Source organism: Bradyrhizobium sp. UFLA05-153 (genome assembly GCF_054185185.1).
Map to the genome: position 1 here is coordinate 23,423 of NZ_JBBIAM010000050.1, position 26,400 is coordinate 49,822.

The window sequence follows — 26,400 nt, forward strand, 5'->3', positions numbered from 1 at the left end:
GGAATGACGGCGTGTCAATGTGGCGCGCATGCCAGCCCAGCCTCGCGCTTTCTTGACGCGCGCCGCCCCATCCCCCGTTATGCAGGCACGATTCCTCTCCCGGCCAAGACCCCCCGTGGCGCTTCCTCCGCTCGATTCTCCTGAATGGCATAGTGCCTTTCGCGCCTTTGCGTGGGGGCTGTGCTCGATCACGCAGACCATCCTCACCATCGTGCTGTTCGTGACCTATCTGGGCATCGGGGCGCTGGCGCATGACACGCATTTCAGCCTGGCCTGGGCGCTGGCATCGACGCTGTTCGTCTGGGCGGGGCCGGCGCAGATCATCCTGATCACCACGCTCGGCTCCGGGGCGACCGTCATCCAGTCGGCGATCGCCGTGACTGTCAGCGCCATCCGCCTGTTTCCAATGGTGGTGTCGGTCCTGCCCTTGATGCGCACGCCGACGATAAAACGGCGCGAGCTGATCTTCGCGGCGCATCTCACCGCCGTGACGCTGTGGGTCGAATGCCACCGCTTCCTGCCGCAGGTGCCGCGCGAGCGGCGCATCGCCTTCGTTCACGGGCTCGGCTGCGGCCTGGTCTCGGTGTGCCTGACCGCCAACACGGTCGGCTATTTCCTCGCCGCCAACCTCACGCAGACGCTGGGCGCGGCGATCTTGCTGCTCACCCCGCTGTCGTTCCTGTTCTCGACCGCGCGCAACAGCCGCGAGATCGCTGACGTGGTCGCGCTGGTGCTCGGGCTCGTGCTCTATCCGCTGGCCGCGAAGATGAACAGCGGCCTCGACATCCTCGTTAGCGGCGTCGTGGCGGGCACCATCGCCTATGGCGTCCATTTCTGGCGAGAGGCGCGCGCATGAGTGGCTTTCTCGGCGACTGGCATGCGCTCGCCGTGCTGTTCGTCGCCGGCGTTATTCCCAACCAGATATGGCGCATGCTGGGCCTGTGGTTCGGCGGCGGCATCGACGAGGGCTCGGAGCTGTTGATCTGGGTGAGGGCGGTGGCGACCGCGATCCTGGCCGGCGTCATCGCCCAGATCGTGGTCCAGCCCCCGGGCGCGCTCGCCAGCGTGCCCGATGTCTTGCGGTATGGTGCGGTGGTCGCGGGCTTCGTCGTCTTCATGCTGACCCGCCGCTCGATCTTCGCCGGCGTCGTCACCGGCGAGCTGTTCATGCTGGCCGGCAAGTGGTGGCTGGGCTAAAACCGCCAGCGAACAGCAAGGAACAGACAAAATGGTTCGCGAAAATGAGCTCCGCGAAGGCGAGGTGGCGATCGAGCTGCCGGCGACGCAGGATGCCGGCCTCGTCTTCATCGGCCGGATCCGCACGCCCTGGACCTCGCGGCTGGAGACGCCGCGGCAGGGGCGGCATGACGGCCCGGTGTGCCGGCTGGAGATCTTCGAGCCCTTCGTGCCGGCGATCAAGGGCGTCGACTTCTACAGCAATCTCGAAGTGCTCTACTGGCTCGACCGGTCGCGCCGCGACATCATCCTGCAGAGCCCGAAGAACAACCAGAACACCCGCGGCACATTCTCGCTGCGCTCGCCGGTCAGGCCCAATCCGATCGGCACCTCGATCGTCAGGCTGGTGGGCATCGAGGGCAACACGATCCTGGTGCGCGGCCTCGACTGCATCGACAACACGCCACTGATCGACATCAAGCCGGACCGTTGCGAGTTCACACCACTGGCCGCGCCGCAGGCTGGGGATTTCGAGACGGAGTGAAGTCCTCTCCTCCGTCATTGCGAGGAGCGAAGCGACGAAGCAATCCAGAGTGTTTCCGCGGAGGCAGTCTGGATTGCTTCGCTTCGCTCGCAATGACGGGGGAAAGACCTAGCCCGCCTTCAGCGCCGCGATCAGCTGTGCCGCGTGTTCTTCCAGCGCCTTGCCGTCTTCCTTGCGGCTCGCGGGCGGCAGCAGTGCGACGCCGTCGTGGCGCGGCATCACGTGCATGTGCAGGTGAAACACGACCTGGCCGCCGGCCGGCTCGTTGAACTGCTGCACGGTGATGCCGTCGGCATCGAAGGCCTTCATCGCGGCGGCCGCGATCTTGTGCGCGCCACGCGCGACATGGGCGTAGTCGTCCGGCTTGACGTCGAGAATGTTGCGGGCCGGGGCTTTCGGGATGACGAGCGTATGGCCGGGCGAGCGCGGCATGATGTCGAGGAACGCGAGCACGTGCTCGTTCTCATAGACCTTGTAGCAGGGGAATTCGCCGCGCAGGATTTTCGCGAAGACATTGTTGGGATCGTAGGCGGTCATGCGGCTGCTCCTGAAGTTGCGGCCTTACTGTCATCACCTCTAAGAAGGCGTCAAGACGCCTCTTCGGCGCCTTTGCGGAACGGGCCCAACTCGGCAAGCTCGCGGCCGGCTTCCGCGACATACGCACGTTCGCGCTTGAGGTAATCGTCGATGGCACGGCGCAAGCCGGGGTCAGCGATGAAATGCGCCGAATGCGTCGTTCGCGGCAGGTAGCCGCGTGCGATCTTGTGGTCGCCCTGCGCGCCGGCCTCGACATGCATCAAGCCGTGTTTGATCGCAAAGTCGATCGCCTGGTAGTAGCAAACCTCGAAATGCAGGAACGGATGATGCTCGACCGCGCCCCAGTTGCGGCCGAACAGCGTGTCCGAGCCGATGAAGTTGATGGCGCCCGCGATCCAGCGGTGATTGCGGCGGGCCATCACCAGGACCACGTCGTCGCTCATGGTGTCGCCGATCAGCGAGAAGAATTCGCGGGTCAGGTATGGCCGGCCCCATTTGCGCGAGCCGGTCTCCATGTAGAAGTCGAAGAACGCGTCCCAGGCCTCCTCGGTGATGTCGCTGCCGGTGAGCCAGTGGATGCTGATGCCGGCTGCAAGTGCGTCGCGCCGCTCGCGCTTGATCGATTTGCGGTGGCGCGAATTGAGGGTGGCAAGGAAATCGTCGAAGGACGCAAAGCCATCGTTGTGCCAGTGGAATTGCTGGTCGGTCCGTTGCAGGAAGCCGTGCTCGGCGAGCAGCTTCCATTCGGCCTCGCGCGCGAAGGTGACGTGCACCGAGGAGGCCTTGCTCACACCGCACAGCGCGATCAGCCCGCTGGCCAGGGCAGAGGCGATGCGCTCGCGATCGACGCCATCGCGGATCAGAAGGCGCGGGCCGGTCGCCGGTGTGAAGGGAACCGAGACCTGCAGCTTCGGATAGTAGCGCCCGCCGGCGCGCTCATACGCATCCGCCCAGCCGCGGTCGAAGACGTACTCGCCTTGCGAATGCGATTTCAGATAGCAGGGCACGACGCCCGCGACGCGGCCATCGAGCCTGGCAACGAGATGCCGCGGTCCCCAGCCGGTGCGCGCCGTCGCTGAACCCGACTTCTCCGCCGCCGACAAAAAGGCGTGGGAGACGAATGGGTTATAGGACGGTCTTAAGAGTCGGGCGGAATCGCCTGGGAGCTCGGATGAGGTTCCTGCGCCATGTCCGTTGCAGGCCTTGCCGGGATTGGCGCAAGCGTCCCAGTCCTCCGGCGTCACTTCGCCAATGGATGGTACGGCCTCGAGCGTGATTTCGGATGATGCCATCGCGCCCAAGATCGTGCATTGCAGCAGCGACTTCAAGAGGCGGGAACTGACGCGGCGCGAATGCGGTGTCGAGGATGACACGCAATTCCATCCGCGAGTCGTCCTGGCGAAAGCCAGGACCCATTACCCCAAGGAGAAGTTGTGGCGCAGCGCCGCCAACCACCGGTTCTTCGCGCCAACTGCGTTCGGTGGTTATGGGTCCTGGCTTTCGCCAGGACGACATTTGGGGCGCCCTACGGCACGAACCCCTCAAAGATCATCTGATCCGCACACCGCGCAGCCCGCGTCCGCTGCTCGGGTGTGCGCACGGTCCAGCCGAGCAGGGCACAGCCGAAAGCGTTGCGCGCGATCCATGGCGCCGGCGCCGGCAGATCGTCGACCTTGAAGGCGACGAAATGCGGCTGGGTCTGAAAGCCGTGGCGCAAGTACAGCATGCTGTCGCGCTGGGCTTGTGTCAGCTTCGCCCAGTACTCGTCCTCATAGGTCCGCTGCGCGACGATGCCGCGTGGGCGCGAAGGCAACAGCTCGCGCAGCGCCAGCACCTGGTCCGGATCGAAGGACATGCCGACGGCCGGCCCGTCATAGGAGGCGAGCACCTCCGCCATCCGCTTCACGAGCTTGCGGTCGTCGCCAAAATGGCTCTTCACCTCGATCACAAGAGGAACCCGCCCGGCGACCATGGTGCAGAGGTCCGACAGCGACATCATCCGCTCGGACGTGTCCTTGAACTTGACGGCCCTGAGCTCAGCCGCGGTCTTCTCGATCAGCTCGCCGTTGCCCTCCGTGAGTCGACCGAGCGCATGGTCGTGATGCACCATGGCTTCGCCGTCGGCGGAGAGCTGGATATCGACCTCGATGGCGAAATTGCCTGCGATCGCAGCCTGCACCGCGCCCGGCATGTTCTCGACGATACCGCGTGAAATGTCATGCAGGCCGCGATGGGCGACCGGCCGCGCAGTCAGCCAATCCGGAGCACGCACGTCTCTTGCTCCCGGATCAGGCGACCTCGAACACGCCTTCGACCTCGACCGCGGCGTCCGCCGGGAGCGAGGCGACGCCGACGGTGGTGCGGGCATGGCGGCCCTTGTCGCCGAAGGCCGCGACCATCAGGTCGGAGGCGCCGTTCAGCACCTTCGGTCCGTCGACGAAATCCGACGCCGAGTTGATGAAACCGCCGAGCCGCACCACGCGCACGACCTTGTCGAGGTCGCCGAGCGCCGCCTTGACTTGCGCCAGCAGGTTGATGGCACAGCCGCGCGCCGCCGCCGCGCCCTCTTCGATGGAGACGCCGGCGCCCAGCTTGCCCTTGGCGATCAGCTTGCCGGCCGGATCGAAGCAGACCTGACCCGAAACGAACAGGAGGTTGCCGGTCCGCACGAACGGCACGTAGTTGGCCACGGGGGTGGGGGCCTCGTGCAATTTGATGCCCTGTTCCGCCAGTTTCTGCTCGACCGTGCCCGCCATGTTCCGACCTCGATGTCATCTGGAAATTCTGTCCGGCCTCAAGCCGGCCGGCGCGCCTGTTTCGCCGATTGTGCAGTGACATGCAAGGCGGCGAGGCGGCGGCCCGGGCGCCCGGCAGGGTTGCATCTTTCCGAGGCAAGGCAGCGATTTTCTGGGAAAAAGCGCAACTTTCCGTGAAGCGGCCGCAGTTGCGACGCAATGCGACGGTCATTAAAATGACGAATCTCGATTTCCCCAAGGAATATTCATGGTGCACCTTTTCCGGACGTCGCTCGGTGTCATGGCGCTCGCGGCTGTTGCTGTTGGTGCTTCCGGCGGGGCTGAGGCCGCGAATGGTCCTTTCCTCTCGCACCAGGCCCTGTACGAGCTGAGCCTGGCCAAGTCGCGCTCCAACTCGATCAACAGCGCGCGCGGTCGCATCCTCTACAATTTCGCCGGCAATTCCTGCGAGGGCTACACGTCGGAATTCCGCCAGGTTTCCGAGCTCGACAGCGGCGAGGGCAAGGTCACGCTCAGCGATCTCCGCTCCAATTCCTGGGAAGACGCGGCCGGCAAGAGCTATCGTTTCAAGATCGAGACGCGGATGAACGATACCGGCTCGAGCCAGGTCGACGGAACGGCCGAGCGCGATGGCGACCACATCAACGTCAAATTGAAGCTCCCGGTGCCGAAGAATTTCACGCTCGACGGCAGGACGGTGTTTCCGACCGAGCAGATCCAGCGCATCATTGCAGCCGCCAAGGAGGGCAAATCGCTGCTCGAGCTCTCCGTCTATGACGGCTCCGACAATGGCGAGAAGGTCTACAACACGCTGACCGTGATCGGGCAGCCGATCCCGGCCGACCGCACGGCGTCATCGCCCGATCCGACGACGTCGGACGAGCACATGAAGTCGCTGACGCGCTGGCCGGTCACCGTCAGCTATTTCGACCGCGAAGCCCAGCAGAAAGAAGGCGAGCAGACGCCCGTCTACGCGATGTCGTTCGAGCTCTACGAAAACGGCGTCTCACGCGCGCTGGTGCTCGACTACAATGATTTCGTGATTTCCGGCGCGCTCGGCAAGTTCGACGTCAAGGATACGAAGCCCTGTAATTGAGCTCTCGTGTCCCGGACGCGGCGCGGCGTGTAACGCTGCGACGCAGAGCCGGGACCCAGCCGCATGGGCCCCGGCTTAGCAGCGCACCACGCCGCGAATGGGCGGCGCGCTGCGCAGCATCCGGGGCAAGAGACCTTGGCGCACTCTATCCCCCCGTCATTGTGAGCAAAGCGAACCAAGTCAGCGACGCCATCGCAGGGTTGGCCCGCACCGATGAGGGTCTGAATGTCCCGATTATACTGGATTGAAGTTTGCGCTGCTGGACGCTTAGCGATCATGGCGCGTCCGCGCTCTGACGACTGGTTGGACGCGGAGGTCAACGAGTGGAAGCGCTCTGGCGTCGATGTCGTTGTAAGTCTTCTGGAGCACGAGGAGGTTTATGAGCTTGGGTTGCAGCATGAAGCCGAGCTTTGCCGTTCTAGCGGGATCGATTTCAAGTCCTTCCCGATTCCGGATCGCGGATTGCCTGATTCTCGGCGCGCGGCTTTGCAGCTAGCTGGCCCTCTGGCTGCCGGAATACGAGACGGTCGTTCGATAGCGATCCATTGCCGGGCAGGGATTGGCCGGTCTTCAGTCATTGCCGCATGTGTATTGATCTGTTTCGGGATCGAAGCGGAAGAGGCGCTTGCGTTGATCAGAGCCTCGCGAGGCGTGATCGTGCCGGACACCGATCAGCAGCGCGATTGGGTGGTGGGCTTCGGCGATACGCTACATGACGAGATGCGGCCCTGCGGATAGGCGAATGCAGTCACCGAGACTGTATTCGGAATTGCAGACTGGCCCAGAGCGTCAGCCCCGGCTACGCTCCCTCCCAATCACAAACGTCAGGGAGGCACCCATGCCCAAGATCGACCATCTCCGCCCGAGCGGCCTCCACCACAATCCGGCCTATTCGCACGTCGTCACGGCCTCCGGCGCGCGCACCATCTACATCTCAGGGCAGGTATCGACCGACGAGGAGGGCAGGATCGTCGGCGAAGGCGATCTCGCTGCGCAGACGACGCAGGTGATGCAGAACCTTGGCCTCGCGCTGAAAGCCGCCGGTGCGAGCTACGCCAACATCGTGAAGATCACCACCTTCGTGGTCGGCTACAAGCCCGAGCTGCGCCCCATCATCGGCAAGGCGCGCTCGGTCTTCTTCGAAGGCATGGACCCGCCGGCCAGCACGCTCGTCGGCGTCACCGCGCTCGCGGCACCGGAATGGCTGATCGAGATCGAGGCGGTGGCGGTTGCGGATTGAGGCGGGCTACGGGTGCTTTGCCTGGGACATCTCTTGCAGAACGAGCAACGCCTCGTCGGCCCTGTCAGCGGGCACAAACAGATGATCGTGAAAAAAGGCCGAAACCGCATTCACGCTGATGCCGGCTTTGCCTAGCCGCGTCGTGATCGCAGCCAGGAACCCGACCGCTTCGAGCGAGGAATGAACCGTCAAGGTGATCAGGCGCGAGGCAAACGCGTGAGGAAGCCCTGCCGCTTCGGCCTCTTCACGCCGGATCACGAGCGTGGTGCCTTCCTGTTCGCGAAACGTCAGCAGCGGGTTGATACCGGCCGGAATGCTCTCGTTTGGCGCCATCGTGCAGAACACGAAGGTGCCTTCCTGCATCTCCGGCTTCATGTCCCCCAACAGCGAATTGAGATCGCGTTCGCCTGTCACGGTTGTTTGCCTTTCACGAAATTCCAACAGCTCGATATCTGAGCGCGACATGCTTCCCCAAGGTCGTCCTGGCGAAAGCCAGGACCCATTACCCCAGGGAAAAGTTGCGGCGCTGAGCTGTCAACCGCGGGCCTCCGCCAAACCGAGGCCGGTGGTAATGGGCCCTGGCTTTCGCCAGGACGACATCGAGGGATTGGCCATCGGCTATTGTTAAAGCGACAGCAGATGACTCTCACTCCTGCGCCTTCTCCGGCCCGTCATACGCAATGCCGCGGATCACCGCGGCGCTGCCGAACTTTTTGCGCAGGCCGTCGATGGCGCGTTCGGCGTGGGCGGCGCGGCGGTCGAGCATGTCGGTGTCATCGGCAGCCGAGCCCGTGCGCAGCGCGCTGACGCCGGCGCCCATCAGGCGGAAGGCGGTGCCGTCGATCTCCTTGGCGAGCATCTCGCGGCAGATCGAAAAGATCTTTGCCGCCAGCTGCGTCGGCGCGTTGATCGATTGCGAGCGCGTGCGCTGGCGGAAGTCGGCGGTCTTAAGCTTCAGCGTGATGGTCGAGCCCACAAGCTCGCTGCTCTTGAGCCGTGACGAGGTCTTCTCGCAGAGACGCCACAAGATCTTCTCCAGCGTCGCGAAGTCGCGGATGTCGGTCTCGAACGTGGTTTCGCTGGAAATCGTCTTGGCGCCGCGGTCCGGCTCGACGCGGCGATCGTCGATGCCGCGGGCGAGCCGCCAGAGTCTGCGGCCATCGCTCGGAAACTGCCGCATCAGCTCGATCTCGTCGGCCTTCTGCAGATCGGCGATGATGCGGAAACCGCGCTGAACAAGCCGCTCCTGCGTCGCCGGCCCGACGCCGAAGATGAAGCCGACCGGCCTCGAAGCCAGCATGAGGCGCGCTTCCTCCTGGTCGAGGGGCGCAAAGCCGCGCGGCTTGTCGAGATCGGAGGCGATCTTGGCCAGAAACTTGTTGCAGGAGAGCCCGACCGACACGGTGATACCGATGTCGCGCTCGACGCCGCGGGCAAAGCGCGCCAGCACCTTTGCCGGGATCATCCCGTGAACGCGCTCGGTGCCGGAGAGGTCGAGGAAGGCCTCGTCGATCGACAGCGGCTCGACCAGAGGCGTCAGCGCCTGCATGGCGTGGCGTACCTCGCGGCCGACGCGGACGTATTTCGCCATGTCTGGGCGGATCACGGTTGCATGCGGGCAGGCTTCCAGCGCCTTGAACATCGGCATTGCCGAGCGCACGCCAAACGTGCGCGCGATATAGCAGGCGGCCGACACCACGCCGCGCTTGCCGCCCCCGATGATCACAGGCTTGTCCGCTATGTCAGGATTGTCGCGCTTCTCGACCGTCGCGTAGAACGCGTCGCAGTCGATATGGGCGATCGTCAGCGCGGCGAGTGCGCGGTGGCGGACGAGGCGCGGGGAACCGCAGGCGGAACAGCGTCGCGCCGACATGCCCTGGTCGGCCAGACAATCCCGGCAGAAGCAGCGGGGCCCGGCCGCCTCAGGGGTGCTCACGGCACGTCGCGCTCCCAGTGCGGATCGCCCAGCACCTGACGAGCCGCGGCGATGTTGGTCGGATGGAGTTCCGAGGCGCTCGCAAAGGCCTTCACGGTTGCGTCATCGCGCAGCACGAAATCGAGCACGCTGATCAGGAAATTCGGGTCGGAGGCCGCGTTTCGCAGCGTCTCCGGGCCGATGCCTGTCTCGGCCAGAAATGGGCCCAGCCTTTCGGGATCGCTGGCGACGAAGGACAATGCCTGAATCGCAACGATTTCAGCTACTTCGCGGGGGTTTTGAACAGGCTTTTTCAAGCGGACGGTTTGCCTTTCCGTTAACTTTCGGTCTCTAATTTGGAATCATCATGCCCGAGTCTGGTGAGCCCAGACAAGCAACTGGAAACCAAATCGCGGAAAGTTGGCCCTCGGGTTTAACGAAACTAGAGCGAATCTGAGGCTAGTTTGAATCCAGTTTTCGAAGCGCCCGCGGAAGGCGCCTGAGGCGTTACATGTCGAAGAGGTCTCCTGACAATGGGGAGGGACGGGATGGCTAAGACCGTCCTGATCGTGGAGGACAACGAGCTCAACATGAAGCTCTTCCGCGACCTGTTGGAGGCGCACGGCTATCAGACCTCGGGCACCAGCAATGGCTACGAGGCGCTCGATCTCGTTCGCAAGATGCGTCCCGATCTCGTGCTGATGGATATCCAGTTGCCGCAGGTGTCGGGGCTCGAGGTGACGCGCTGGATCAAGGACGATCCGGAGCTGCGCAACATTCCCGTCGTCGCAGTGACCGCATTCGCGATGAAGGGTGACGAAGAGCGCATACGCGAAGGTGGCTGCGAGGCGTATCTTTCCAAGCCGATCTCGGTCGGCAAGTTCATTGAGACGGTCCGGCGTTTTATCGGGTAGGGAGTGCATTTCAGTGTCCGCGCGTATCCTCGTCGTCGATGACGTCCCTGCCAACGTCAAACTGCTGGAAGCACGCCTCTCCGCCGAATATTTCGATGTGATGACGGCCTCGAACGGCGCTGAGGCGCTGGCGATCTGCCTCCGCGCCGAGTGCGACATCATCCTGCTGGACGTCATGATGCCCGACATGGACGGGTTCGAGGTCTGCCGCCGCCTGAAGACCGATCCGCTGACGCACCACATTCCCGTCGTGATGGTGACCGCACTCGACAGCCCCGCCGACCGCATCCGCGGCCTGGAAGCGGGCGCCGACGATTTCCTCACCAAGCCCGTCTCGGACGTCGTGCTGATCGCGCGCGTGCGCTCGCTGACGCGGCTGAAGATGATGACGGACGAGCTGCGCATGCGTGCCATCACCTCGCTCGAGATCGGCGTGCAGGCGCCGGAGCGCAGCGCGGTGGCCGACACCGGGAAGGGCGGCCGCATCCTCCTGGTCGACGACCGCCAGTCCTCCTATGAACGGCTGGCGTCGCTGCTTGCCGCCGAGCACACCGTCGACGTCGAGCCCAATCCGACGGAGGCGCTGTTCCACGCCGCTGAGGGCAATTACGACCTGCTGATCGTCTCGCTCGACCTCAACAATTTCGATGGCTTGAGGCTGTGCAGCCAGGCGCGCTCGCTGGAGCGCACCCGCCACGTTCCGATTCTCGCCATTGCGGACGCCGAGAGCGGCACGCGGCTGCTCCGCGGGCTCGAGATCGGCGTCAATGACTATCTGCTCCGCCCCGTCGACAAGAACGAGCTGCTCGCGCGTGCGCGCACGCAGATCCGCCGCCGCCGCTACACCGATCATCTGCGCGACAACGTGCAGAACTCGATCGAGATGGCGATTACCGACGCGCTCACCGGCCTGCACAACCGCCGCTACATGGAGAGCCATCTGGCGACGCTCGCCGAGCAGGCCTCGACGCGCGGCAAGCCGCTGGCGCTGATGATTCTGGACATCGACTATTTCAAGTCGATCAACGACAATTACGGGCATGATGCCGGCGACGACGTCTTGCGCGAATTCGCGGTGCGCGTGCGCAAATCGATCCGCGGCATCGATCTCGCCTGTCGCTATGGCGGCGAGGAGTTCGTCATCGTGATGCCGGAGACCGATCTGCACGTTGCCGGCATGGTCGCCGAGCGCCTGCGCCGCTCGATCGCGGGCGAGCCGTTTTCCGTCCACAAGGGCACCAGGCGCATCGAGGTCACGATCTCGATCGGCCTGACCACGCTGGAGCAGAAGGGCGAGGCCGTCGCCGACGTGCTCAAGCGCGCCGACACCGCGCTCTATCGTGCCAAGCACGATGGCCGCAACCGCGTGGTGTCTCAGGCGGCGTGAGGCTGGAGGCGTGGTTCAGGGCAGGTGAGGGGCGCGTATTCTCGCCGCCCGCTCCGCTGGCATTCCGCGCGAAAGCGGGGAATCCAGTAGCGCGGCGTCTCCGTATCCAACGACCGTCTCTGGAATATTGGATCACCCGCTCCAGTGCGCAATTGCGCACAAGGCGGGTGATGATACCGTGCGATACGGCGGCGGCGCGCGCTTGCGCTGCTCCGCGCTCGGCTCCTACGACATGGCCTGGCGCATTGGCGTTGCGGTCGGGCTTGCCGCCGGCATCATCCAGTTCGCACTGCTCCGCCCCGATCGTTGCCGACGGTGTTGCAAACGGCGTAGGCATCGTCGGCTTCTGCCCATTTGTTGGGCGAAGCGCTGCTGCGTGAAGCAGCGTGCGTGGCGCCTGTCGCAAAGCAGCAAGCTGGAATCGATGCGCATTCAGTGGGTTGAGCGAGAAGCGTCGATGGCGTGAATTTTGCTTCTTCTTAACCCAGGAATTGGAACCGTCACTGACGCTTTCCGATCTGGCGACAAGGGAAAGGCCGATAAGCCATGAGGCTGGTCGCCGCCAGTCTCCAGCCATCGACACTCGACGACCTCATCGCGCCGAGCCGCGAACATTGTGTCCCGAAAATCCGAGCTGATCACGCTGGCCCAATCGCGCCGGCGCGAACGCTCGTCTCGCGGGTTCCAGTCAAGGCAATCGCCGGAAGACATCTCTTGCGACTTGGGAGGATGACGATGGAATCAAGAACATCCACGCGCCAAAGGCTCGTGACATTGGTGGTCGCGCTGTTGGGAATTGCGCTGCTCTACCTCGCCCTCGGCGATGTTGCTCTTGCCGAGGACGCGGCGCCGCCGGCTTGCGGCGGCAAGATTCTCGAGAAGTGCACGCCCAATCCCGGCGACACCGCCTGGATGCTCACCTCCGTTGCACTGGTGCTGATGATGACGGTCCCGGGGCTTGGGCTGTTTTATGGCGGCATGGTGCGCAAGAAGAACGTCGGCGACACCGTGATGACGAGCTTTGCGGTGACGTGCCTCGTCACGATCCTGTTCGCGATCCTGACCTACAGCCTGGCCTTTCGCGCCGGCACGCCGTTTATCGGCGGGCTCGACCGTATGTTCCTGAAGGACATCCTGAGCGACATCGGCAAGGGCGGGATCGGCAATCCCAATCCGCTCGCGGCGACGATTCCCGAAAGCGTCTACATCTGCTTCCAGATGACGTTTGCCATCATCACGCCGGCGCTGATCGCGGGAGCCTTCGCCGAGCGGATGAAATTCTCCGCGATGCTCTGGTTCATCGGCCTGTGGGCGATCTTCGTCTATGCGCCGATCGCGCATTGGGTGTGGGGCCCTGACGGGATCTTCGCCTCCGGCAACGACGCCGCCTGGGTCAAGGTGCTCGATTTCGCCGGCGGGACCGTCGTGCATATCAATGCCGGCGTGGCGGGCCTGATGTGCGCCATCATGCTCGGCAAGCGCAAGGAGACGGGACCGGCCCACAACATGGTGCTGACCTTCGTCGGCGCCTCGCTGCTCTGGGTCGGCTGGTTCGGCTTCAACGCGGGCTCGGCGGTGACGGCGGGCATGCAGGCCGGCATGGCGATGCTGGTGACGCAGATCGCAACGGCCGTTGCCGGCTTCACCTGGATGCTGGTCGAGTGGTCGCTCAAGGGCAAGCCGACGGTCGTCGGCATCTGCTCGGGCGCGGTCGCAGGCCTCGTCGCCATCACGCCCGCGTCCGGCTTCGTCGGCCCGATCGGCGCTTTCGTGATCGGCATCGCGGCTGGCGTGCTCTGTTACTGGGGATGCACCGGGCTGAAGGCCATGTTCAGCTATGACGACGCGCTCGATTGCTTCGGCGTCCACGCCGTCGGCGGCATCGTCGGCGCACTGCTCACCGGCATCTTTGCCGTCGAGCAATATGGCGGCACCGCGGGCGCGCTGGAAGGCAATCTGGGCCAGTTCATCAACCAGTGCATCGGTGTCGCCACGGTGTTCGTCTATGACGCCGTCGTCAGCCTGATCATCCTCTATGTGGTCAAGCTGTTCGTCGGCCTGCGGGTGTCGGAGGATATGGAGCGCGATGGTCTCGATCTCGCGTTGCATGGCGAGGTCGTGCACTAGAGCATGATCCGGACGACAAACGCGGAACGCGTTTGCGCGGAGAGCATGCTCAAACAACAACCTAAAGCGCGATGGTGATTCAATCTCATCGCGCTTTGGATCGCCGGCAATAATAGCGAAGCAATCCGGGCATCCGCGTTGCCCGCGGATGCACCGGCACGGGAGAGGAAACGATGACCGAGATCTTTGCGCAAGGTGACCTGCTGATCGAGCGGGTACCCGATGTGGCGCCGTCGGGTATGCTTGCTGAAACCGCCGAGGGCGCGCCGCTGGTCCTGCTGGAGGGCGAAGGCACCGGACATTGTCATGCGATCCGCGAGCGCGTGACGCTGTTTCGTGACGACGATCTGGCGCGCGACATTCCGGCCGGGCTTTATATCGGGCATCTTCTGATCGGTGCGGCCTATGCGCGGGTGACGCATGAGGAGCATGCGCCGCTGACGCTGCCGCGGGGGACCTACCGGGTGCGCCGCCAGCGCGAGCTCGGGCCACGCGATGCACGCGTCCTTGCCGACTGAACAGGCGCTGACGGCGGAGCAGACAGCGGCGCTGGGGGATTTTCGCGCGCGGTGGGTTGCCGTCCGGCGCTCGACGGTGCCTGCCGACCGCGGCGCGGCGGCGCAAGCGGTGCAGCTTGCCTATCATGCTGCCGAACTTGCGCCGCCAGGGCGCATCGTCTGGTGCGACAGCCCGCTTACGCTGGCCACGCTTGCCGGCCGGATGTCGCGCGACGACGGTCGCAACGTCCGCTCCCTTCTGGTCGATCGTCTGCGTCGAAAAGTCGATTCGCTGGTCGGAAGGCGGGTCCATCGGAAGGCGCTCGCCACTGTCGAGAGCGCCGTCAATCGCGCCGATCCCCTGGTCGCCGCCGCGACTGATGCGGTGATACGAAGCGTGCCGGAGCAGACTCTGTCCGTGCTGGGCCAGCTTCGCCGCTACGGCCTGTCGTGGTCCGGCGTGCGCGAGGCGATGCTTGCACCACGGAGTTTTTCGTCCTGCGCGGTGGGGCCGCAAGATTTGTCCTGGCTTGGCATCTACGATTATCTCCGCGAGGTGCTGGGCTTGCGTGCCGAAACCGAGCCGCTGCGCGGACTGATGCAGCTTGCGACCAGTATCGGCTGGTTGCAGCCGCATGAGCAGACCTGCTGGCTCGCTGAGCGGCCGAACCGGTTGTGCGGTGACGCGCGCGACCGGTTGCATCACTCCAGCGGTCCAGCGCTGTGCTATCCGGACGGCTGGTCAGTCTGGGCCTGGCGCGGGGTGGAGGTGTCGCGCTGGATCATCGCGCACAGCGACAGAATCACGCTGGCCTCGATCGACGAGCAAGTGGATGTCCAGGTCCGCCGCTGCATGATCGAGATCATGACGCCGGAACGCTATATCGCGCTGGGCGGCGCCACTCGCATCGCCGAGGACGAGACCGGAATCCTGTGGCGGCGTAACTGGCTCGCCGCGGACGCCTGGGCCGCGGTGGAAGTCGTCAATGCCACGCCCGAGCCTGATGGCACGCGCCGGCATTTCTTCCTGCAGGTGCCGGCCAATCTGCGCACCGCACGCGAGGCGGTCGCCTGGACCTACGGCATGCGGACGGAGGCCTATGCGCAACTGGTCCAGAGGACATGAAAGGCTGGGGCGTGCGACGCCGTCGTCGATCAGGTCCGACGCGAGATCGCATCCGCCTGTCTTGCCAAGGCGGACGAGTGGAATGAGCCACCAGGCTTTGTTTCATTGTCCAAGCTTTTTTGCTCGGCGCGCTCGGCGACACGTGTCCCTGCGAAAGCGATGAGCAAGGAACTAACGCACATGATGTTGAGTCGATTGATCGCAGCGATAGCCTTTGGATGCGGTGCGCCTTGGATGATAAGGTAGCCGCGAGATAACTTATCGCGTCAAGATGACTGTCCGATGTTTTGGCCCAAAGCCATTTGGGGTTGTGCTAGTAATCGACTTCCCGCCAGAGCGGGACACTATCTTTTTCAGTTAATTTGGAGGGAAGATCATGCGAATACGCTACGCTTCCTATTTCTTATCAGCCGCGCTTGCCGCCGCAGCTTCGAACGCCTTCGCGGGTGAGCAGGTCCTCGAGTTCAAACTCGTCACTAAGCCGATCGACATCAAGGTCTTAGAGGTCGCAAACGTCGAGGGACAGACGGTTGCGTCGGGTAAATTGTTTGGCGTCGCCGTCTTCAATGACGGCCGTATCGGGGTGAAAGAGTTCGTGAATACCTCGGACATGCTCAAAGGCTCGGGCTCCTTCTTCGGCTATAGCACTTACACGTTCGAGGAGGGTTCGATCACGGCGCGTTACAGCGGCTCGGCTAAAGACGGCAAGTCAAAGGGCGAGTACACAATCCTTTCGGGTACAGGTGCCTATGCGAACGCTACGGGCACAGGAACGATCGAAAGCGCGCCGAACCCGTTCAAGGGAGTCACCCTGTTAAACATCAAGCTGGTCGTTAAAACTCCCGGCACATAACAGCGTAACATCCGCAGGCTTCTGACAAGCAGGTTGACGGCTCGCGTCGGCGTTGGCGGCCAAATACAGTCGCGTCACCGCCGGTCGGTTGGCTGGATGTCTGCTTATCCGCTGATAGCGGCGGAATAGCAGACATCCCTCAAGCGCCGCTTGGGGCGCAAGCCGACATATCGAAATTACCCGATCTTGGGCATCTCTAGTTTGGGGCAAACCGAGCCCGACCAAGAAGGATCGACAGGATTGCATGAAACACGACGGCGGGCCAAAGAAGCACCCCCACAAACTCGCCCGCGAGAGCGACGTAACCCAAATACAGCGTTACGATTGAGCTATACGCGAGCATCCCGACGAGTGGCGTGGCTGGCCAGCAAGCTATTCCTAGAGCAATCAGGGCGATGCCGGTGACCCGCGCTATCGGTACTGCAACCCCGGCAAGTTGTTGACCGAGCAACATCTGGCCCACCAGAGACGGAGCAAGTAGCAATGCCAATCCTGTGGCAGCCTCGGCGACAGCAGCGAAAACCAGGATCTTTTTCATCGCGCCATCGCATTAATCGCGCTTGCGATAAGTTGCTAATTCTTACCCTGCGTTTGCGGCTCCGGTTCAAGCTTGAACGTCAGCTTGTTGATCTTGCCGGTGAACTTGAACGGAGGATCGTAGCGATACTCGATCAGTGCCAATCCGGTCCGCGTGTCCTGGCCGATGTCGAAGCTTTCATCCTCGGGGAAGGTGATCGGGGTGGTGTGCTCCATCGAATTCCGGGCCACTTCCTTGCCATCGACAGATAGCACGCCGGTACCGCCCTTGCCCAAACCTGGCTCAGCGGATTTGAAATCGAACACGATGGTGTGTTTGCCAGCGGTCAATTCAGGCCCCTCCCACATCGTGCGCTTGAGATCGAGCAGGTTGTACAAGAACACCACCCTGCCGCGATCAAATCCGAACTCGCCTTTGCTCAGGAAAAGGCCGTAGCCGCCGAAGCGTCCGCCCTGCGTGACGATCATACCCTCCGCGCCACCCTCGGGGATGTCGACTTCGGCAGTGATGGTGTAGCTCTTGTCTAGGATGTTGGGCGCTGCGCTGGCCGGCGTGCCGATCAGTTCGCCCGAATAGGTAAAGACCGTGCGTCCTGCCGTGAGGCTCGGACGAGGCGTGTTCCAGCGAGTAAGCGTTGTGTTGTCGAGCGGCAGCACGTTGTACTTCTTCGCCTCGGCGTAGAAGGCATCCTGCATCTGCTTGAGCTTGTCCGGCATCTTGGTAGCAAGGTCATTAGACTGCGTCGGATCCTCCTGGACGTTGTAGAGCTCCCAATTGTATCCGGTGATCACGTTCGGTGGCGTCTTGGTGCTCAGCTCCCACGGGAGCGTCGCAGGCGTCGTGGTGGCCACCCATCCGTCCTGATAGATGGCGCGATTGCCGAGCATCTCGAAATATTGCGTGGTGTGCCGGGTGGGTGCGGCGGCGTTCGCATTGTCCCACGCGTACGCCATGCTCACGCCTTCAATCGGAATCTGCTTGATCCCGTTGAGGGTGTCGGGTTGCGGAATGCCGGTCGCCTCGAGGATGGTCGGCACGACGTCAATGACGTGATGGAACTGGCGGCGGATCCCGCCCAAATCCGTGATGTGGCCGGGCCAGGACATGACCACGCCCTGAGCCGTCCCGCCGAAGTGTGATGCCACCTGCTTCACCCACTTGAAGGGCGTGTCCATCGCCCAGGCCCATTCAGCCGCGTAATGCGGGAACGTCCGCTCCGATCCCCAGAACGGATACCAGAGGAACTGATCCTTCACAGGAACGGCAATGCCGTTGAAAGTCGTGAATTCATTCGGCGTTCCGTTGAGCATGCCCTCGGCACTCGCGCCGTTGTCGCCGCCGATGTAGATAATCAAGGTGTTGTCGAGTTCACCGAGGTCTTCGACGGCCTGGACGACCCGTCCGATCTCATGGTCGGCGTAGGCGAGATAGGCTCCATAGACGTCCGCTTGCTTGATGAAGAGCTTCTTCTCGTCCCAACTCAGGGAGTCCCATTCAGGCAAATCTTTCGGCCAGGGGGTCAGCTTGGCATTCTCGGGCATGATCCCCAGCCGCTTCTGATTGGCAAAGATTTTCTCGCGGACCTTATTCCAGCCATCGTCGAAGAGATGCATGTCGCTGATCTTCTTCACCCACTCAGCAGTCGGGTGATGAGGCGCATGGGTCGCGCCCGGCACGTAGTAGACGAACCAGGGCTTGCCCGGAGCAATCTCCTTGAGTTGCTTAATGTGCTGGATCGCCTCGTCGGCCATCGCCGTCTCCAGGTTCCACCCGGGATTGTTGAGGAAGGGGTAGATGGCCGTCGTATTGCGGAACAGGTTCGGCTGCCACTGGCTCGCATCGCCACCGACAAAACCGTAGAAATAGTCGAAGCCCATACCATTCGGCCATTGATCGAACGGCCCTGCCTGGCTCGCCTGATAGAAGGGTGTGTTGTGGTCCTTGCCGAACCACGAGGTCGCATACCCGTTCGCCTTCAAGATGGTGCCGATCGTGCCTTTCTCGATCGGAATGATCGAGTCGTAACCTGGGAAACCTGTTGCGATTTCGCCAACGACGCCGAAGCCCACCGAGTGATGGTTGCGTCCCGTGATAATCGCGGCCCGCGTCGGCGAGCAAAGCGACGTCGAGTGGAAGTTGGTGTAGCGCAGTCCGGCCTGCGCGATGCGATCCATGGTTGGAGTGGGTATGACACCGCCAAAGGTGCCGGGTGCCCCAAAGCCCTGGTCATCGGTCATGATCAGCAGCACGTTGGGCGCACCCTTGGGAGGCACGACGCGCGGCGGCCACCAAGGCTTCGACTCCGAGGCACTCTCCTTGATCACCCCGCCGAATTTCGGGTCGGGCGGCGGGAGCTGGTTGCCGTCTATCGTGGTGGTGGCACTGGGCGATCCTGGAACGCCGGTGACCTGCTGAGCTGATGTTGAGACGCAACCGAGGGCGAAAAAAGTTGCTGCGACCGCAAGTACGCTGCGATGGATGCTCATGTCCAGCACTCCATTGCGGTAAGGCCAGCCAGAGCGTGTCATCGCCAGGATGACACCATTTGACCTAAATCAACGCGCCAGCTTTTAGTTGGTCCGGTTCCAATGTCCGAGATGGGTCAAAATGCGACGAACTCAGTGTGAGCAAATCTGGTCCGCTGTAACCCACTGACCGGACCTCGACGCGGCGTGCGGACACGTTGCCGATGGGCCACTTCCGGACTCATGCTCCGCAAACAAGAACTTACCCGATGATGGCCATTGAACGGTCCCAGTCAGGAACCGCAGCGGTCGTGGTTAAGCGGTTCAAAGCGTCTGGGGAGGCTGCTTCCCACCCTAAGCTCCCCTGCGATCCTGGTTGCCAATCACGCAGCGCCATGCCGCCAGGCGCTCTGCCGGATGCTGGTTCATCCACTCGGCGAGCTGTGGCGCGCCCATCAGGCAGGACTGCATCGAGATGTCGGCGAAGTCCGAGGTGGTGACGATCTGCTCGTGGCAATCTGTCGGAGAAGAGAGACTGCAGAGCACGGCGATGACCTTGATCACGACAGGGGACCCCCGTCGCTGCGATGGGCTTTGGTGCCGCTGACCGTATGACTCATCGGTGCCTTGTCATGCTGCTCCCTAACCGGATCAGCCGCCGGGAAGATGCTGTCATATATCGCGAGGGCTTCTCGAACTAAGCGGGCTTGCTCGCGCTCAGACTTTGAGACAAATCGAATAATCTCGCCCATATTGAATGCTCCTGCTACTATCAAGAGGGACCATTCCCTTTATGGCGAAGAATAGGCGCGGCCTTGCTATTCAATCTGTGATGCGTCTCACCATCCGCAGCGTGCTTTGAAAGACTTCGGCGAGCAAACTTCAATTTACTAAACGAGCCTACTGATCGCGAACGCAGCAACGAGAAACACTCCGATAATCAATGCTGGCATGACGTGATCTTCCTCCCTCTCATGTGAACAACGTCTGGCTCAAAGCACGCCAGTTCCTCCACTGCTCGTGTTGATATCGGAGGGCGGTTTCTCAATCTGTGACAGAAATCACGAGCGTCCCAGCAGTGGGCCGTAGGCGTCTAATGGCCGACTACAGCCAGTCGCGACCACCAAAGCATGCTGAAATCTTCATTGCTCTTGCCGCCTGTTCTAAACTGGCCCGCACAATCACGCGATGAAACGGTGCTATCGTCGTAAGATAGATACGCCCCAGTCGGTTATGGCAATGCACCACGGTACCCGCGACCAGCTCGCGCCCATTTGCTGCATCGGCGCGAAGTTGGATGGTGACGCGGAAGTCGAGATGCCAGTCATCCGCGCCCACTACCAACTCCGTCGCGCTCTTTGACAGCACCGGGAAGAAGCCGATAACCGGCCCACGCGCCGCTGCGGCAAGACCGACGGCGCGCGACGATTTGACGGCGACTGTCGCCATCACCACATCGCGAACACGAGTGAGCGCACGAATCCACCACGCCTGTCGCTCGAGCGCGGCGCGTGCCAGCACCTCTAGATCATCGCTGGCCCCCGCCGGCAGTTGAATTGCAAAGGCGTCCAAAAGGTCCGCGCCCGCGTAAAGCGGCGCAAGCACGCTGTTGCTGGGCATGGGCACGGCGCGCGCTTTGGTCATGCGATTAGGTACCGGACGCTGGGAGGGGCGTCGCGCCGTTGGCGTTGCGGACGATCTTGCCGCCGTAGTCCTTTTTTATATCCACGTGCTCTGCATCGCAACAATCCTGCGGCGCACATGTCTCAGTTGGGTCACTCGCGACTGAGCCGGGCAGTTCTCGCTACCAATCGACGTTCGCTTCGGTCCCCGCCCGCATTTGTGCAGAAGCAGCAAATGACGCGAGGGGCCAGAAGCTGACGCTGCCGCGATTGCGACAACTGCGTATCCTCCATATGCTGCCACGCTCCAAACTGCTTCTGCGAGGAGGTCGACGTGATCCGTAAGCACCTGACCGGATTGTTTGGCTCGCTCCTGCTATTTATGGCCTTGGGGGCCCCGGCGTCGGGTCTCGATCTTGGGCGGCGGGCCTTGCTAGGCATTACGGCCTCGCCGTTGCGGGCAGGCGTCGACTCGATTGGGCCCGGCGTGCTGGCCGAGCGCGTGATCGCCGGCTCGTCAGCCGCCCAAGCCGGCGTCGTCTCGGGCGATGTTGTGGTGTCCGTGGACGGTAAACCGCTCGGCGCAGTTGACGACTTCTTGCGAGCGGTCGGAGTGCACCGCGCCGGCGACACCGTTCCTGTGGAGCTGCGCCGCGCCGGCCAACTCTCACACTTGCCATCAAGCTCGACGGCGTACCGTTCGAGACCGCTCCCGGCATTGATTTCACCTACGACGCCGTGGCGACACCGACCGGACTCCGGCGCACCATCATGACCTCGCCGCAAGCGCCTGCTGTCGGCCGGCGACCGGCTGTGCTGCTGATCGGCGGCATCGGCACTTACAGCGTCGACTATTCCTTCGATCCAGATCACGATGTCGCCGAGCCATACCGGCGCCTGCTCGCTGCCCTCACTCGCCGCGGCTTCGTCACCCTGCGAGTTGAGAAGAGCGGCGTCGGCGACAGCGAGGGTCCTCCGGCCAAGGAGGTCGATCTGGATGGCGAGCTCGTCGGTTACATCGCCGGCCTGAAGATGCTCAAAGCACGGGCCGACGTCGACCCCAAGCGGGTCTTCATCCTCGGCCACAGCATTGGGAGCGTAGAAGCCCCAATGGCCGCAGCACGCGAGCCGGTGAGAGGCATCGTCGTCATACAAGGCGTGGGTACCACATGGTTCGAGTACGAACTCGTCAACGTGCGCCGGCAGCTCGAACTCGAGGGGATTGCCCCGGCGGAGGTGGCCAAACGTATGGCGCTCAAGGAATGGGCGATGCATCGCCTGCTGATCGATGGTCAGCCACGCGCAGCGCTGCTCGCTGAACGGCCCGCCGCTGCCGCGATGATCAAGTATCCGGCTTCAGACGCCTACTTGCGCAACGTCGCCGCCCTGAACCTGCCGGCGTTGTGGGCCCCGCTCGACCTACCCGTGTTGGTGGTTTACGGGAATGCGGATTTCATCACCAGCGAGGCTGACAGCCGAGCGATCCTAGAGGACGTCAACCGCGCGCACCCCGGTCGCGGAGAGCTCCGGATTATCGACCACATGGATCACTACCTGACTGACGCTGCCGATCAAGCGACGAGCTTCAAGGCTCCGCGGGCGTGGGATCTAACGCCGGCTCGACATCCGGCTTACCAGGCAGCGGTCGAACCGGTCGTCGGTGATTGGCTGGTGGCCCAAGCAGGCCGAAGCGGTTGAGAAATAGCGAGGTCCGCTTCGGGTCTCGGCTGTGTGAAAACGCAACGGTGCCCAAATTTTGGAGAAAAGCATTCCTTCTGACACCGCTTCCGAGACCACGATGACGAGACTGAGCTCTAGTGCTGCGTGATCTGAGAAGTAGATTCTCCACCGTTCGCCAAAGTTCGCGTTTTCACACAGCCAGGGTGGTAAAGCAGACACGCGGCACCGAACCCGGCATGTCGCCTTGTTACCACCCACAAGAGACATCGCCCAGTAGCTGGCCGCTCCAAAAACCTTGCTGGAGGCCGTCCCTGCTGCTTTCCGATGTGTTAAGCTGCGTTGAGCGGGTTGTTGGTCGCCCCGGCCGGGGAGTTTGGCATGAAGCGACGCGACTTTATCACGGTGCTCGCTGGCGCTGCGATCTGGCCGCGCGCGGCGGAGGCTCAGAAGAAAATTCCGCGGGTCGCGTTCTTGACGACTGGCTCGCTTGAAATGCCCGAAACACGCGCGGGACTCAACGCCTTCTATCAAGGGTTACGCGAACACGGCTATATCGATGGTCAAAACATCATCGTGGAGGTCCGGGCGGCCAACTCAAAGGTTGAGCGGTATCCAGCCTTGGCGAGCGAACTTGTCGGTCTCAACATCGATCTAATCGTCGCAACGAACTCGCTTTCCGCCCGTGCTGTGCAACGAGTGACCACCACCATCCCGATTGTTGTGCCTATGATGGGTGATCCTGTCGGAGACGGGCTTGTGGCCAGTCTCGCGCGACCCGGAGGGAACATCACCGGCTTGACGTTCCTCGGCCCGCAGCTTGTCCCAAAGCGCTTGGCCTTGCTCAAGGAAGCGCTCCCCGCGATTTCGCAGATAGCGATCTTGTGGCATCCCGGGGCATATGGCGAGCGCACGATGACCGACATGATGAAGGAAGCAGAGGAGGCGGCACGGACCCTCGGAGTACAGCTGCGACGTGTCGCTGTGCACGGCCCCGACGAGTTTCCTCGGGCATTTTCCTCAATTGCCGGAGAGCACGCCGAGGCTCTTCTCGTGTTTCCGAGTCCGATGCTCTACACCGAACGAAGACGCGTTGTTGATCTCGCAACAGAGCATCGGCTCCCCATAATGGCTATGGGTAAAGAGTTTGTGCAACTCGGGGGACTGATGTCTTATGGAGCAGACATCAATGATTTCAACCGGCGCTGCGCTACCTACGTGGACAAAATCCTTAAGGGTGCCAAGCCAGCCGACCCGCCCGTCGAACAGCCCACCAAGTTTGATCTGTTCATAAACCTCAAGACTGCAAAGGCGCTTGGCCTCGAAATTCCTGCCTCATTGCTCGCCCGCGCCGACGAGGTGATTGAATAGGTTGAGGTCGCCCATTGGCCCATCAGCAACGTGTCCGCACGCCTCGTCGAGGTCCGGTCAGTGGGTTACAGCGGACCAGATTTGCTCACACTGGGTTCTTCGCATTTTTACCACCGAAAGCGGACATCACGGATTTATGGGTACACGCTAGCTACGGTAGTAGCGCCACATCCTCAGGAACGTGCGATGGATCATGTCGGGAGGCTGGTCGAACGGCTCGACATTGATTCGCACCATGTTGGTATGGCTCATCCGCCAGGGCAGGCGCATCAGCCAACGCCAGGACGGCTGCTTGCGCCAGTCGGCGACCAGCGCGCTGGTGAGCGGCGCGTTGAGGACGATTTGCAGCTCGTGCACGGTCATCGCGCGTTCGGCGATCTCGACGAGATCGATACGCTCGATGGCGCGCCACCGGATCAGGCCGAAGGCCTGGATGAAGATGCCGTATTGATTGGCGCCGATGGTGGGACGGCCGGTCTCGAGCAGCGGAATGTTGTAGTAGGTGAAGCCGGCTGCAAGCGCTGCGAGCAGGAGCCAGTAGAGCGCGCCGGTGAGGAGGGCGGCGGCGCAGAAGATCGCAGCCAGCGCCGCCGTCACGTAGACGGGGAAATAGGTGTCGTCGCGGCCATAGGCGACCGAGTAGCCACCAACGTTTCCTTCGTCCATGGTTGCGCTCATGGACGCCAAGGCTACGACCAACGGCCGCAAATAAAAACGGCCGCAAATAAAAACGGGGCCCGCAAGGGACCCCGCCGAAGTCGCTTCAGCGTTCCGCGATCTTACTTGATCTTGGCTTCCTTGAATTCGACGTGCTTGCGCGCGACCGGGTCGTACTTCTTCTTGACCAGCTTCTCGGTCATCGTGCGCGAATTCTTCTTGGCGACGTAGTAGAAGCCGGTGTCAGCCGAGGACACGAGCTTGACCTTGATGGTGACCGCTTTGGCCATGTTCAGAAACCTCGAATGGAATGGGATTTGAGGAGCCGGCCAAACGGCCCGCGTTGGCCGGCAACCTAGCCACAAACCGCCCAAAGTCAAGGTTTTGCGGCCAGAAACTCGCTCAAATCGGCCCGATTAACCCTCGAAGAACCGGTTTTTCGGCCGCGGCAGCCCCAGATTCTCCCTCAAAGTGGCCCCTTCGTACTCTTTCCGGAAAATCCCGCGCCGTTGCAGTTCCGGGACGACCTTGTCGACGAAATCGTCGAGGCCCGCCGGCAGGAACGGGAACATGATGTTGAATCCGTCAGAGCTGCGACTGAGGAGCCATTCCTCCATCTGGTCGGCGATGGTTTTCGCCGTGCCGACGAAGGACAGCCCGCCATAGCCGCCGACGCGCTGGGCGAGCTGGCGCACCGTGAGCTTGTCGCGCGCCGCGAGATCGACCATCCGCTGCCGGCCGCTCTTGCTGGCGTTGGTCTCGGGGATCGGCGGCAGCGGCCCGTCCGGGTCGAAGCCGCTCGCGTCCGTGCCTAGGATGACCGAGAGCGAGGCGATGGCGCTGTCGTAATGCACGCGGCTGTCGAGCAGGGCGCGCTTCTCCTTGGCTTCATCGACGCTATCGCCGACCACCACGAAAGCGCCCGGCAAGATCTTCAGATGCTCGGGATCGCGGCCGATCTTCTCCATGCGGCCCTTGATGTCGGCATAGAGCTTCTGCCCGTCGGCAAGGCTGCCGCCGCCGGTGAACACGGCTTCCGCGGTCTCCGCCGCGAGCTGCTTGCCGTCCTCGGACGCTCCGGCCTGCACGATCACCGGCCAGCCCTGGACGGGGCGGGCGATGTTCAGGGGACCACGTACCTTCAGATATTTGCCTTGGTGGTCGAGCACGTGCATCTTTGACGGCTCGAAGAACAGACCCTGTTCGACGTCGCGCACGAAGGCGTCGTCGGCGAAGGAATCCCAGAGGCCGGTGACGACATCATAGAATTCGCGGGCGCGCTTGTAGCGCTCGGCGTGCTCCATGTGATCGTCGAGACCGAAATTCAGCGCCGCGTCCGGATTCGAGGTGGTGACGATGTTCCAGCCCGCGCGGCCGCCGCTGAGATGGTCGAGCGAGGCAAAACGACGCGCGACATGATAGGGCTCATCAAAGGTGGTCGAGCCCGTCGCGATCAGGCCGATGCGCTCGGTCACGGCGGCGAGCGCCGACAGAAGCGTGAACGGCTCGAACGACGTCACGGTGTGGCTACGCTTCAAGGCATTGATCGGCATGTTCAGCACGGCGAGGTGATCGGCCATGAAGAAAGCGTCGAACTTGCCCGCCTCGAGCTTCCTGATCAGCTGCTTGATGTGGCCGAAATTGAAATTGGCGTCGGGCCAGGCGCCGGGATAGCGCCAGGCGCCGGTGTGGATTGAGATCGGGCGCATGAACGCGCCGAGCTTGAGTTGCCGCTGTGCCATCGCCCGTGTCCATGCTGGGTGTCGCTCGACATGACATAGGTGCCGCGTCCGCATGTGCCATCAGCCACGCGCAGAACAATTTTTTGTTTTTCGCTCCATACTCAGCATGGCCGTCATTCCGGGGCGCGCCCCTTGGCGCGAGCCCGGAATCCATACTCCC

At 62.7% G+C, this 26,400-nt stretch carries 30 protein-coding genes; 15 read left to right on the plus strand and 15 right to left on the minus strand.

Going from position 1 to position 26,400, the window contains the following annotated elements:
• The first annotated feature begins 115 nt into the window (after positions 1–115).
• From Q2941_RS26860 to tsaA, 3 genes are read left to right on the plus strand one after another with little or no spacing between them, the layout of a single operon-like run.
• Positions 116–856: an AzlC family ABC transporter permease gene (locus Q2941_RS26860; protein WP_254112052.1), complete on the plus strand. Its 741-nt coding sequence runs from the start codon at positions 116–118 to the stop codon at positions 854–856.
• A complete protein-coding gene (locus tag Q2941_RS26865; protein ID WP_254112053.1) occupies positions 853–1,197 on the plus strand; it encodes an AzlD domain-containing protein in 345 nt (114 codons plus the stop codon). The genes Q2941_RS26860 and Q2941_RS26865 overlap by 4 nt, the downstream gene beginning before the upstream one ends.
• A gap of 31 nt (positions 1,198–1,228) precedes the next feature.
• Entirely contained in the window at positions 1,229–1,720 is a 492-nt protein-coding gene (gene tsaA / locus Q2941_RS26870; protein ID WP_027523010.1) for a tRNA (N6-threonylcarbamoyladenosine(37)-N6)-methyltransferase TrmO, read from the plus strand.
• Positions 1,721–1,828: 108 nt separating this feature from the next.
• Here the strand turns inward: tsaA and Q2941_RS26875 are convergent, their stop codons facing one another.
• The 4 genes from Q2941_RS26875 to Q2941_RS26890 form a co-directional block, all read right to left on the minus strand.
• Positions 1,829–2,257 (minus strand): HIT family protein, encoded by a 429-nt coding sequence (locus Q2941_RS26875; RefSeq protein ID WP_254112054.1) that lies wholly within the window; start codon positions 2,255–2,257, stop codon positions 1,829–1,831.
• 50 nt (positions 2,258–2,307) lie between these two features.
• Complete coding sequence (locus Q2941_RS26880) at positions 2,308–3,549, minus strand: GNAT family N-acetyltransferase (RefSeq protein ID WP_458194234.1); 1,242 nt, start codon at positions 3,547–3,549, stop codon at positions 2,308–2,310.
• Positions 3,550–3,782: 233 nt separating this feature from the next.
• Positions 3,783–4,529: a glycerophosphodiester phosphodiesterase gene (locus Q2941_RS26885; RefSeq protein ID WP_458194235.1), complete on the minus strand. Its 747-nt coding sequence runs from the start codon at positions 4,527–4,529 to the stop codon at positions 3,783–3,785.
• 16 nt (positions 4,530–4,545) lie between these two features.
• Complete coding sequence (locus Q2941_RS26890) at positions 4,546–5,013, minus strand: RidA family protein (RefSeq protein ID WP_458194236.1); 468 nt, start codon at positions 5,011–5,013, stop codon at positions 4,546–4,548.
• Positions 5,014–5,260: 247 nt separating this feature from the next.
• Here Q2941_RS26890 and Q2941_RS26895 point away from each other — a divergent pair, with 247 nt between their 5' ends.
• From Q2941_RS26895 to Q2941_RS26905, 3 genes are all read left to right on the plus strand, one after another.
• On the plus strand, positions 5,261–6,109 hold the full coding sequence (locus Q2941_RS26895) for a cell envelope integrity EipB family protein (RefSeq protein ID WP_458194237.1): 849 nt from the start codon (positions 5,261–5,263) through the stop codon (positions 6,107–6,109).
• Positions 6,110–6,334: 225 nt separating this feature from the next.
• Entirely contained in the window at positions 6,335–6,847 is a 513-nt protein-coding gene (locus tag Q2941_RS26900; protein WP_371933066.1) for a phosphatase domain-containing protein, read from the plus strand.
• Positions 6,848–6,947: 100 nt separating this feature from the next.
• Positions 6,948–7,349 carry a RidA family protein gene (locus Q2941_RS26905; protein WP_027523004.1) on the plus strand — a complete coding sequence of 134 codons (402 nt, stop codon included), beginning with the start codon at positions 6,948–6,950 and terminating at the stop codon, positions 7,347–7,349.
• A 6-nt stretch (positions 7,350–7,355) separates the two neighbouring features.
• Here the strand turns inward: Q2941_RS26905 and Q2941_RS26910 are convergent, their stop codons facing one another.
• The 3 genes from Q2941_RS26910 to Q2941_RS26920 form a co-directional block, all read right to left on the minus strand.
• Complete coding sequence (locus Q2941_RS26910) at positions 7,356–7,763, minus strand: ACT domain-containing protein (protein WP_458194238.1); 408 nt, start codon at positions 7,761–7,763, stop codon at positions 7,356–7,358.
• Between the two features lie 232 nt (positions 7,764–7,995).
• Positions 7,996–9,285 (minus strand): DNA polymerase IV, encoded by a 1,290-nt coding sequence (locus tag Q2941_RS26915; protein WP_458194239.1) that lies wholly within the window; start codon positions 9,283–9,285, stop codon positions 7,996–7,998.
• The gene (locus Q2941_RS26920) at positions 9,282–9,581 is read right to left on the minus strand and encodes a DUF3572 domain-containing protein (protein ID WP_458194240.1); all 300 of its coding nucleotides are present in this window, start codon (positions 9,579–9,581) and stop codon (positions 9,282–9,284) included. The genes Q2941_RS26915 and Q2941_RS26920 overlap by 4 nt, the downstream gene beginning before the upstream one ends.
• A 231-nt stretch (positions 9,582–9,812) precedes the next feature.
• Between Q2941_RS26920 and Q2941_RS26925 the strand changes: the two genes are divergently transcribed.
• The 6 genes from Q2941_RS26925 to Q2941_RS26950 all read left to right on the plus strand — a co-directional run bounded on the left by Q2941_RS26925 (position 9,813) and on the right by Q2941_RS26950 (position 16,168).
• Positions 9,813–10,178 (plus strand): response regulator, encoded by a 366-nt coding sequence (locus tag Q2941_RS26925; protein WP_027523000.1) that lies wholly within the window; start codon positions 9,813–9,815, stop codon positions 10,176–10,178.
• 13 nt (positions 10,179–10,191) lie between these two features.
• On the plus strand, positions 10,192–11,565 hold the full coding sequence (locus Q2941_RS26930; protein ID WP_458194241.1) for a PleD family two-component system response regulator: 1,374 nt from the start codon (positions 10,192–10,194) through the stop codon (positions 11,563–11,565).
• A gap of 729 nt (positions 11,566–12,294) precedes the next feature.
• Positions 12,295–13,692 carry an ammonium transporter gene (locus tag Q2941_RS26935; protein WP_458194242.1) on the plus strand — a complete coding sequence of 466 codons (1,398 nt, stop codon included), beginning with the start codon at positions 12,295–12,297 and terminating at the stop codon, positions 13,690–13,692.
• A 173-nt stretch (positions 13,693–13,865) separates the two neighbouring features.
• A complete protein-coding gene (locus tag Q2941_RS26940) occupies positions 13,866–14,210 on the plus strand; it encodes a hypothetical protein (protein WP_458194243.1) in 345 nt (114 codons plus the stop codon).
• A complete protein-coding gene (locus tag Q2941_RS26945; RefSeq protein WP_458194244.1) occupies positions 14,200–15,315 on the plus strand; it encodes a DUF6745 domain-containing protein in 1,116 nt (371 codons plus the stop codon). The genes Q2941_RS26940 and Q2941_RS26945 overlap by 11 nt, the downstream gene beginning before the upstream one ends.
• Positions 15,316–15,691: 376 nt before the next feature.
• Complete coding sequence (locus Q2941_RS26950) at positions 15,692–16,168, plus strand: hypothetical protein (protein ID WP_458194245.1); 477 nt, start codon at positions 15,692–15,694, stop codon at positions 16,166–16,168.
• 196 nt (positions 16,169–16,364) lie between these two features.
• Here Q2941_RS26950 and Q2941_RS26955 read toward each other — a convergent pair whose 3' ends face one another.
• The 5 genes from Q2941_RS26955 to Q2941_RS26975 all read right to left on the minus strand — a co-directional run bounded on the left by Q2941_RS26955 (position 16,365) and on the right by Q2941_RS26975 (position 20,815).
• Complete coding sequence (locus Q2941_RS26955) at positions 16,365–16,706, minus strand: hypothetical protein (protein WP_458194246.1); 342 nt, start codon at positions 16,704–16,706, stop codon at positions 16,365–16,367.
• A gap of 35 nt (positions 16,707–16,741) precedes the next feature.
• Complete coding sequence (locus Q2941_RS26960; protein ID WP_458194247.1) at positions 16,742–19,192, minus strand: arylsulfatase; 2,451 nt, start codon at positions 19,190–19,192, stop codon at positions 16,742–16,744.
• Positions 19,193–19,525: 333 nt separating this feature from the next.
• Entirely contained in the window at positions 19,526–19,735 is a 210-nt protein-coding gene (locus Q2941_RS26965; protein WP_027522991.1) for a hypothetical protein, read from the minus strand.
• Positions 19,732–19,923 (minus strand): hypothetical protein, encoded by a 192-nt coding sequence (locus tag Q2941_RS26970; RefSeq protein WP_458194248.1) that lies wholly within the window; start codon positions 19,921–19,923, stop codon positions 19,732–19,734. Before Q2941_RS26970 ends, Q2941_RS26965 begins: the two co-directional genes overlap by 4 nt.
• A gap of 352 nt (positions 19,924–20,275) precedes the next feature.
• Positions 20,276–20,815 (minus strand): DUF2867 domain-containing protein, encoded by a 540-nt coding sequence (locus Q2941_RS26975; RefSeq protein ID WP_458194249.1) that lies wholly within the window; start codon positions 20,813–20,815, stop codon positions 20,276–20,278.
• Between the two features lie 360 nt (positions 20,816–21,175).
• On the opposite strand from Q2941_RS26975, the gene Q2941_RS26980 reads away from it, so the two are divergent.
• The 3 genes from Q2941_RS26980 to Q2941_RS26990 all read left to right on the plus strand — a co-directional run bounded on the left by Q2941_RS26980 (position 21,176) and on the right by Q2941_RS26990 (position 23,841).
• On the plus strand, positions 21,176–21,568 hold the full coding sequence (locus Q2941_RS26980) for a PDZ domain-containing protein (RefSeq protein ID WP_458194254.1): 393 nt from the start codon (positions 21,176–21,178) through the stop codon (positions 21,566–21,568).
• Positions 21,565–22,491 (plus strand): alpha/beta fold hydrolase, encoded by a 927-nt coding sequence (locus Q2941_RS26985; protein ID WP_458194250.1) that lies wholly within the window; start codon positions 21,565–21,567, stop codon positions 22,489–22,491. Before Q2941_RS26980 ends, Q2941_RS26985 begins: the two co-directional genes overlap by 4 nt.
• A 360-nt stretch (positions 22,492–22,851) precedes the next feature.
• The gene (locus Q2941_RS26990) at positions 22,852–23,841 is read left to right on the plus strand and encodes an ABC transporter substrate-binding protein (RefSeq protein ID WP_458194251.1); all 990 of its coding nucleotides are present in this window, start codon (positions 22,852–22,854) and stop codon (positions 23,839–23,841) included.
• Positions 23,842–23,988: 147 nt separating this feature from the next.
• Here Q2941_RS26990 and Q2941_RS26995 read toward each other — a convergent pair whose 3' ends face one another.
• The 3 genes from Q2941_RS26995 to Q2941_RS27005 all read right to left on the minus strand — a co-directional run bounded on the left by Q2941_RS26995 (position 23,989) and on the right by Q2941_RS27005 (position 26,240).
• The gene (locus Q2941_RS26995) at positions 23,989–24,507 is read right to left on the minus strand and encodes a hypothetical protein (RefSeq protein ID WP_458194252.1); all 519 of its coding nucleotides are present in this window, start codon (positions 24,505–24,507) and stop codon (positions 23,989–23,991) included.
• A gap of 113 nt (positions 24,508–24,620) precedes the next feature.
• Positions 24,621–24,788 (minus strand): 50S ribosomal protein L33, encoded by a 168-nt coding sequence (gene rpmG, locus Q2941_RS27000; RefSeq protein WP_027522986.1) that lies wholly within the window; start codon positions 24,786–24,788, stop codon positions 24,621–24,623.
• 126 nt (positions 24,789–24,914) lie between these two features.
• On the minus strand, positions 24,915–26,240 hold the full coding sequence (locus tag Q2941_RS27005) for an LLM class flavin-dependent oxidoreductase (protein ID WP_027522985.1): 1,326 nt from the start codon (positions 26,238–26,240) through the stop codon (positions 24,915–24,917).
• Positions 26,241–26,400: the final 160 nt, after the last annotated feature.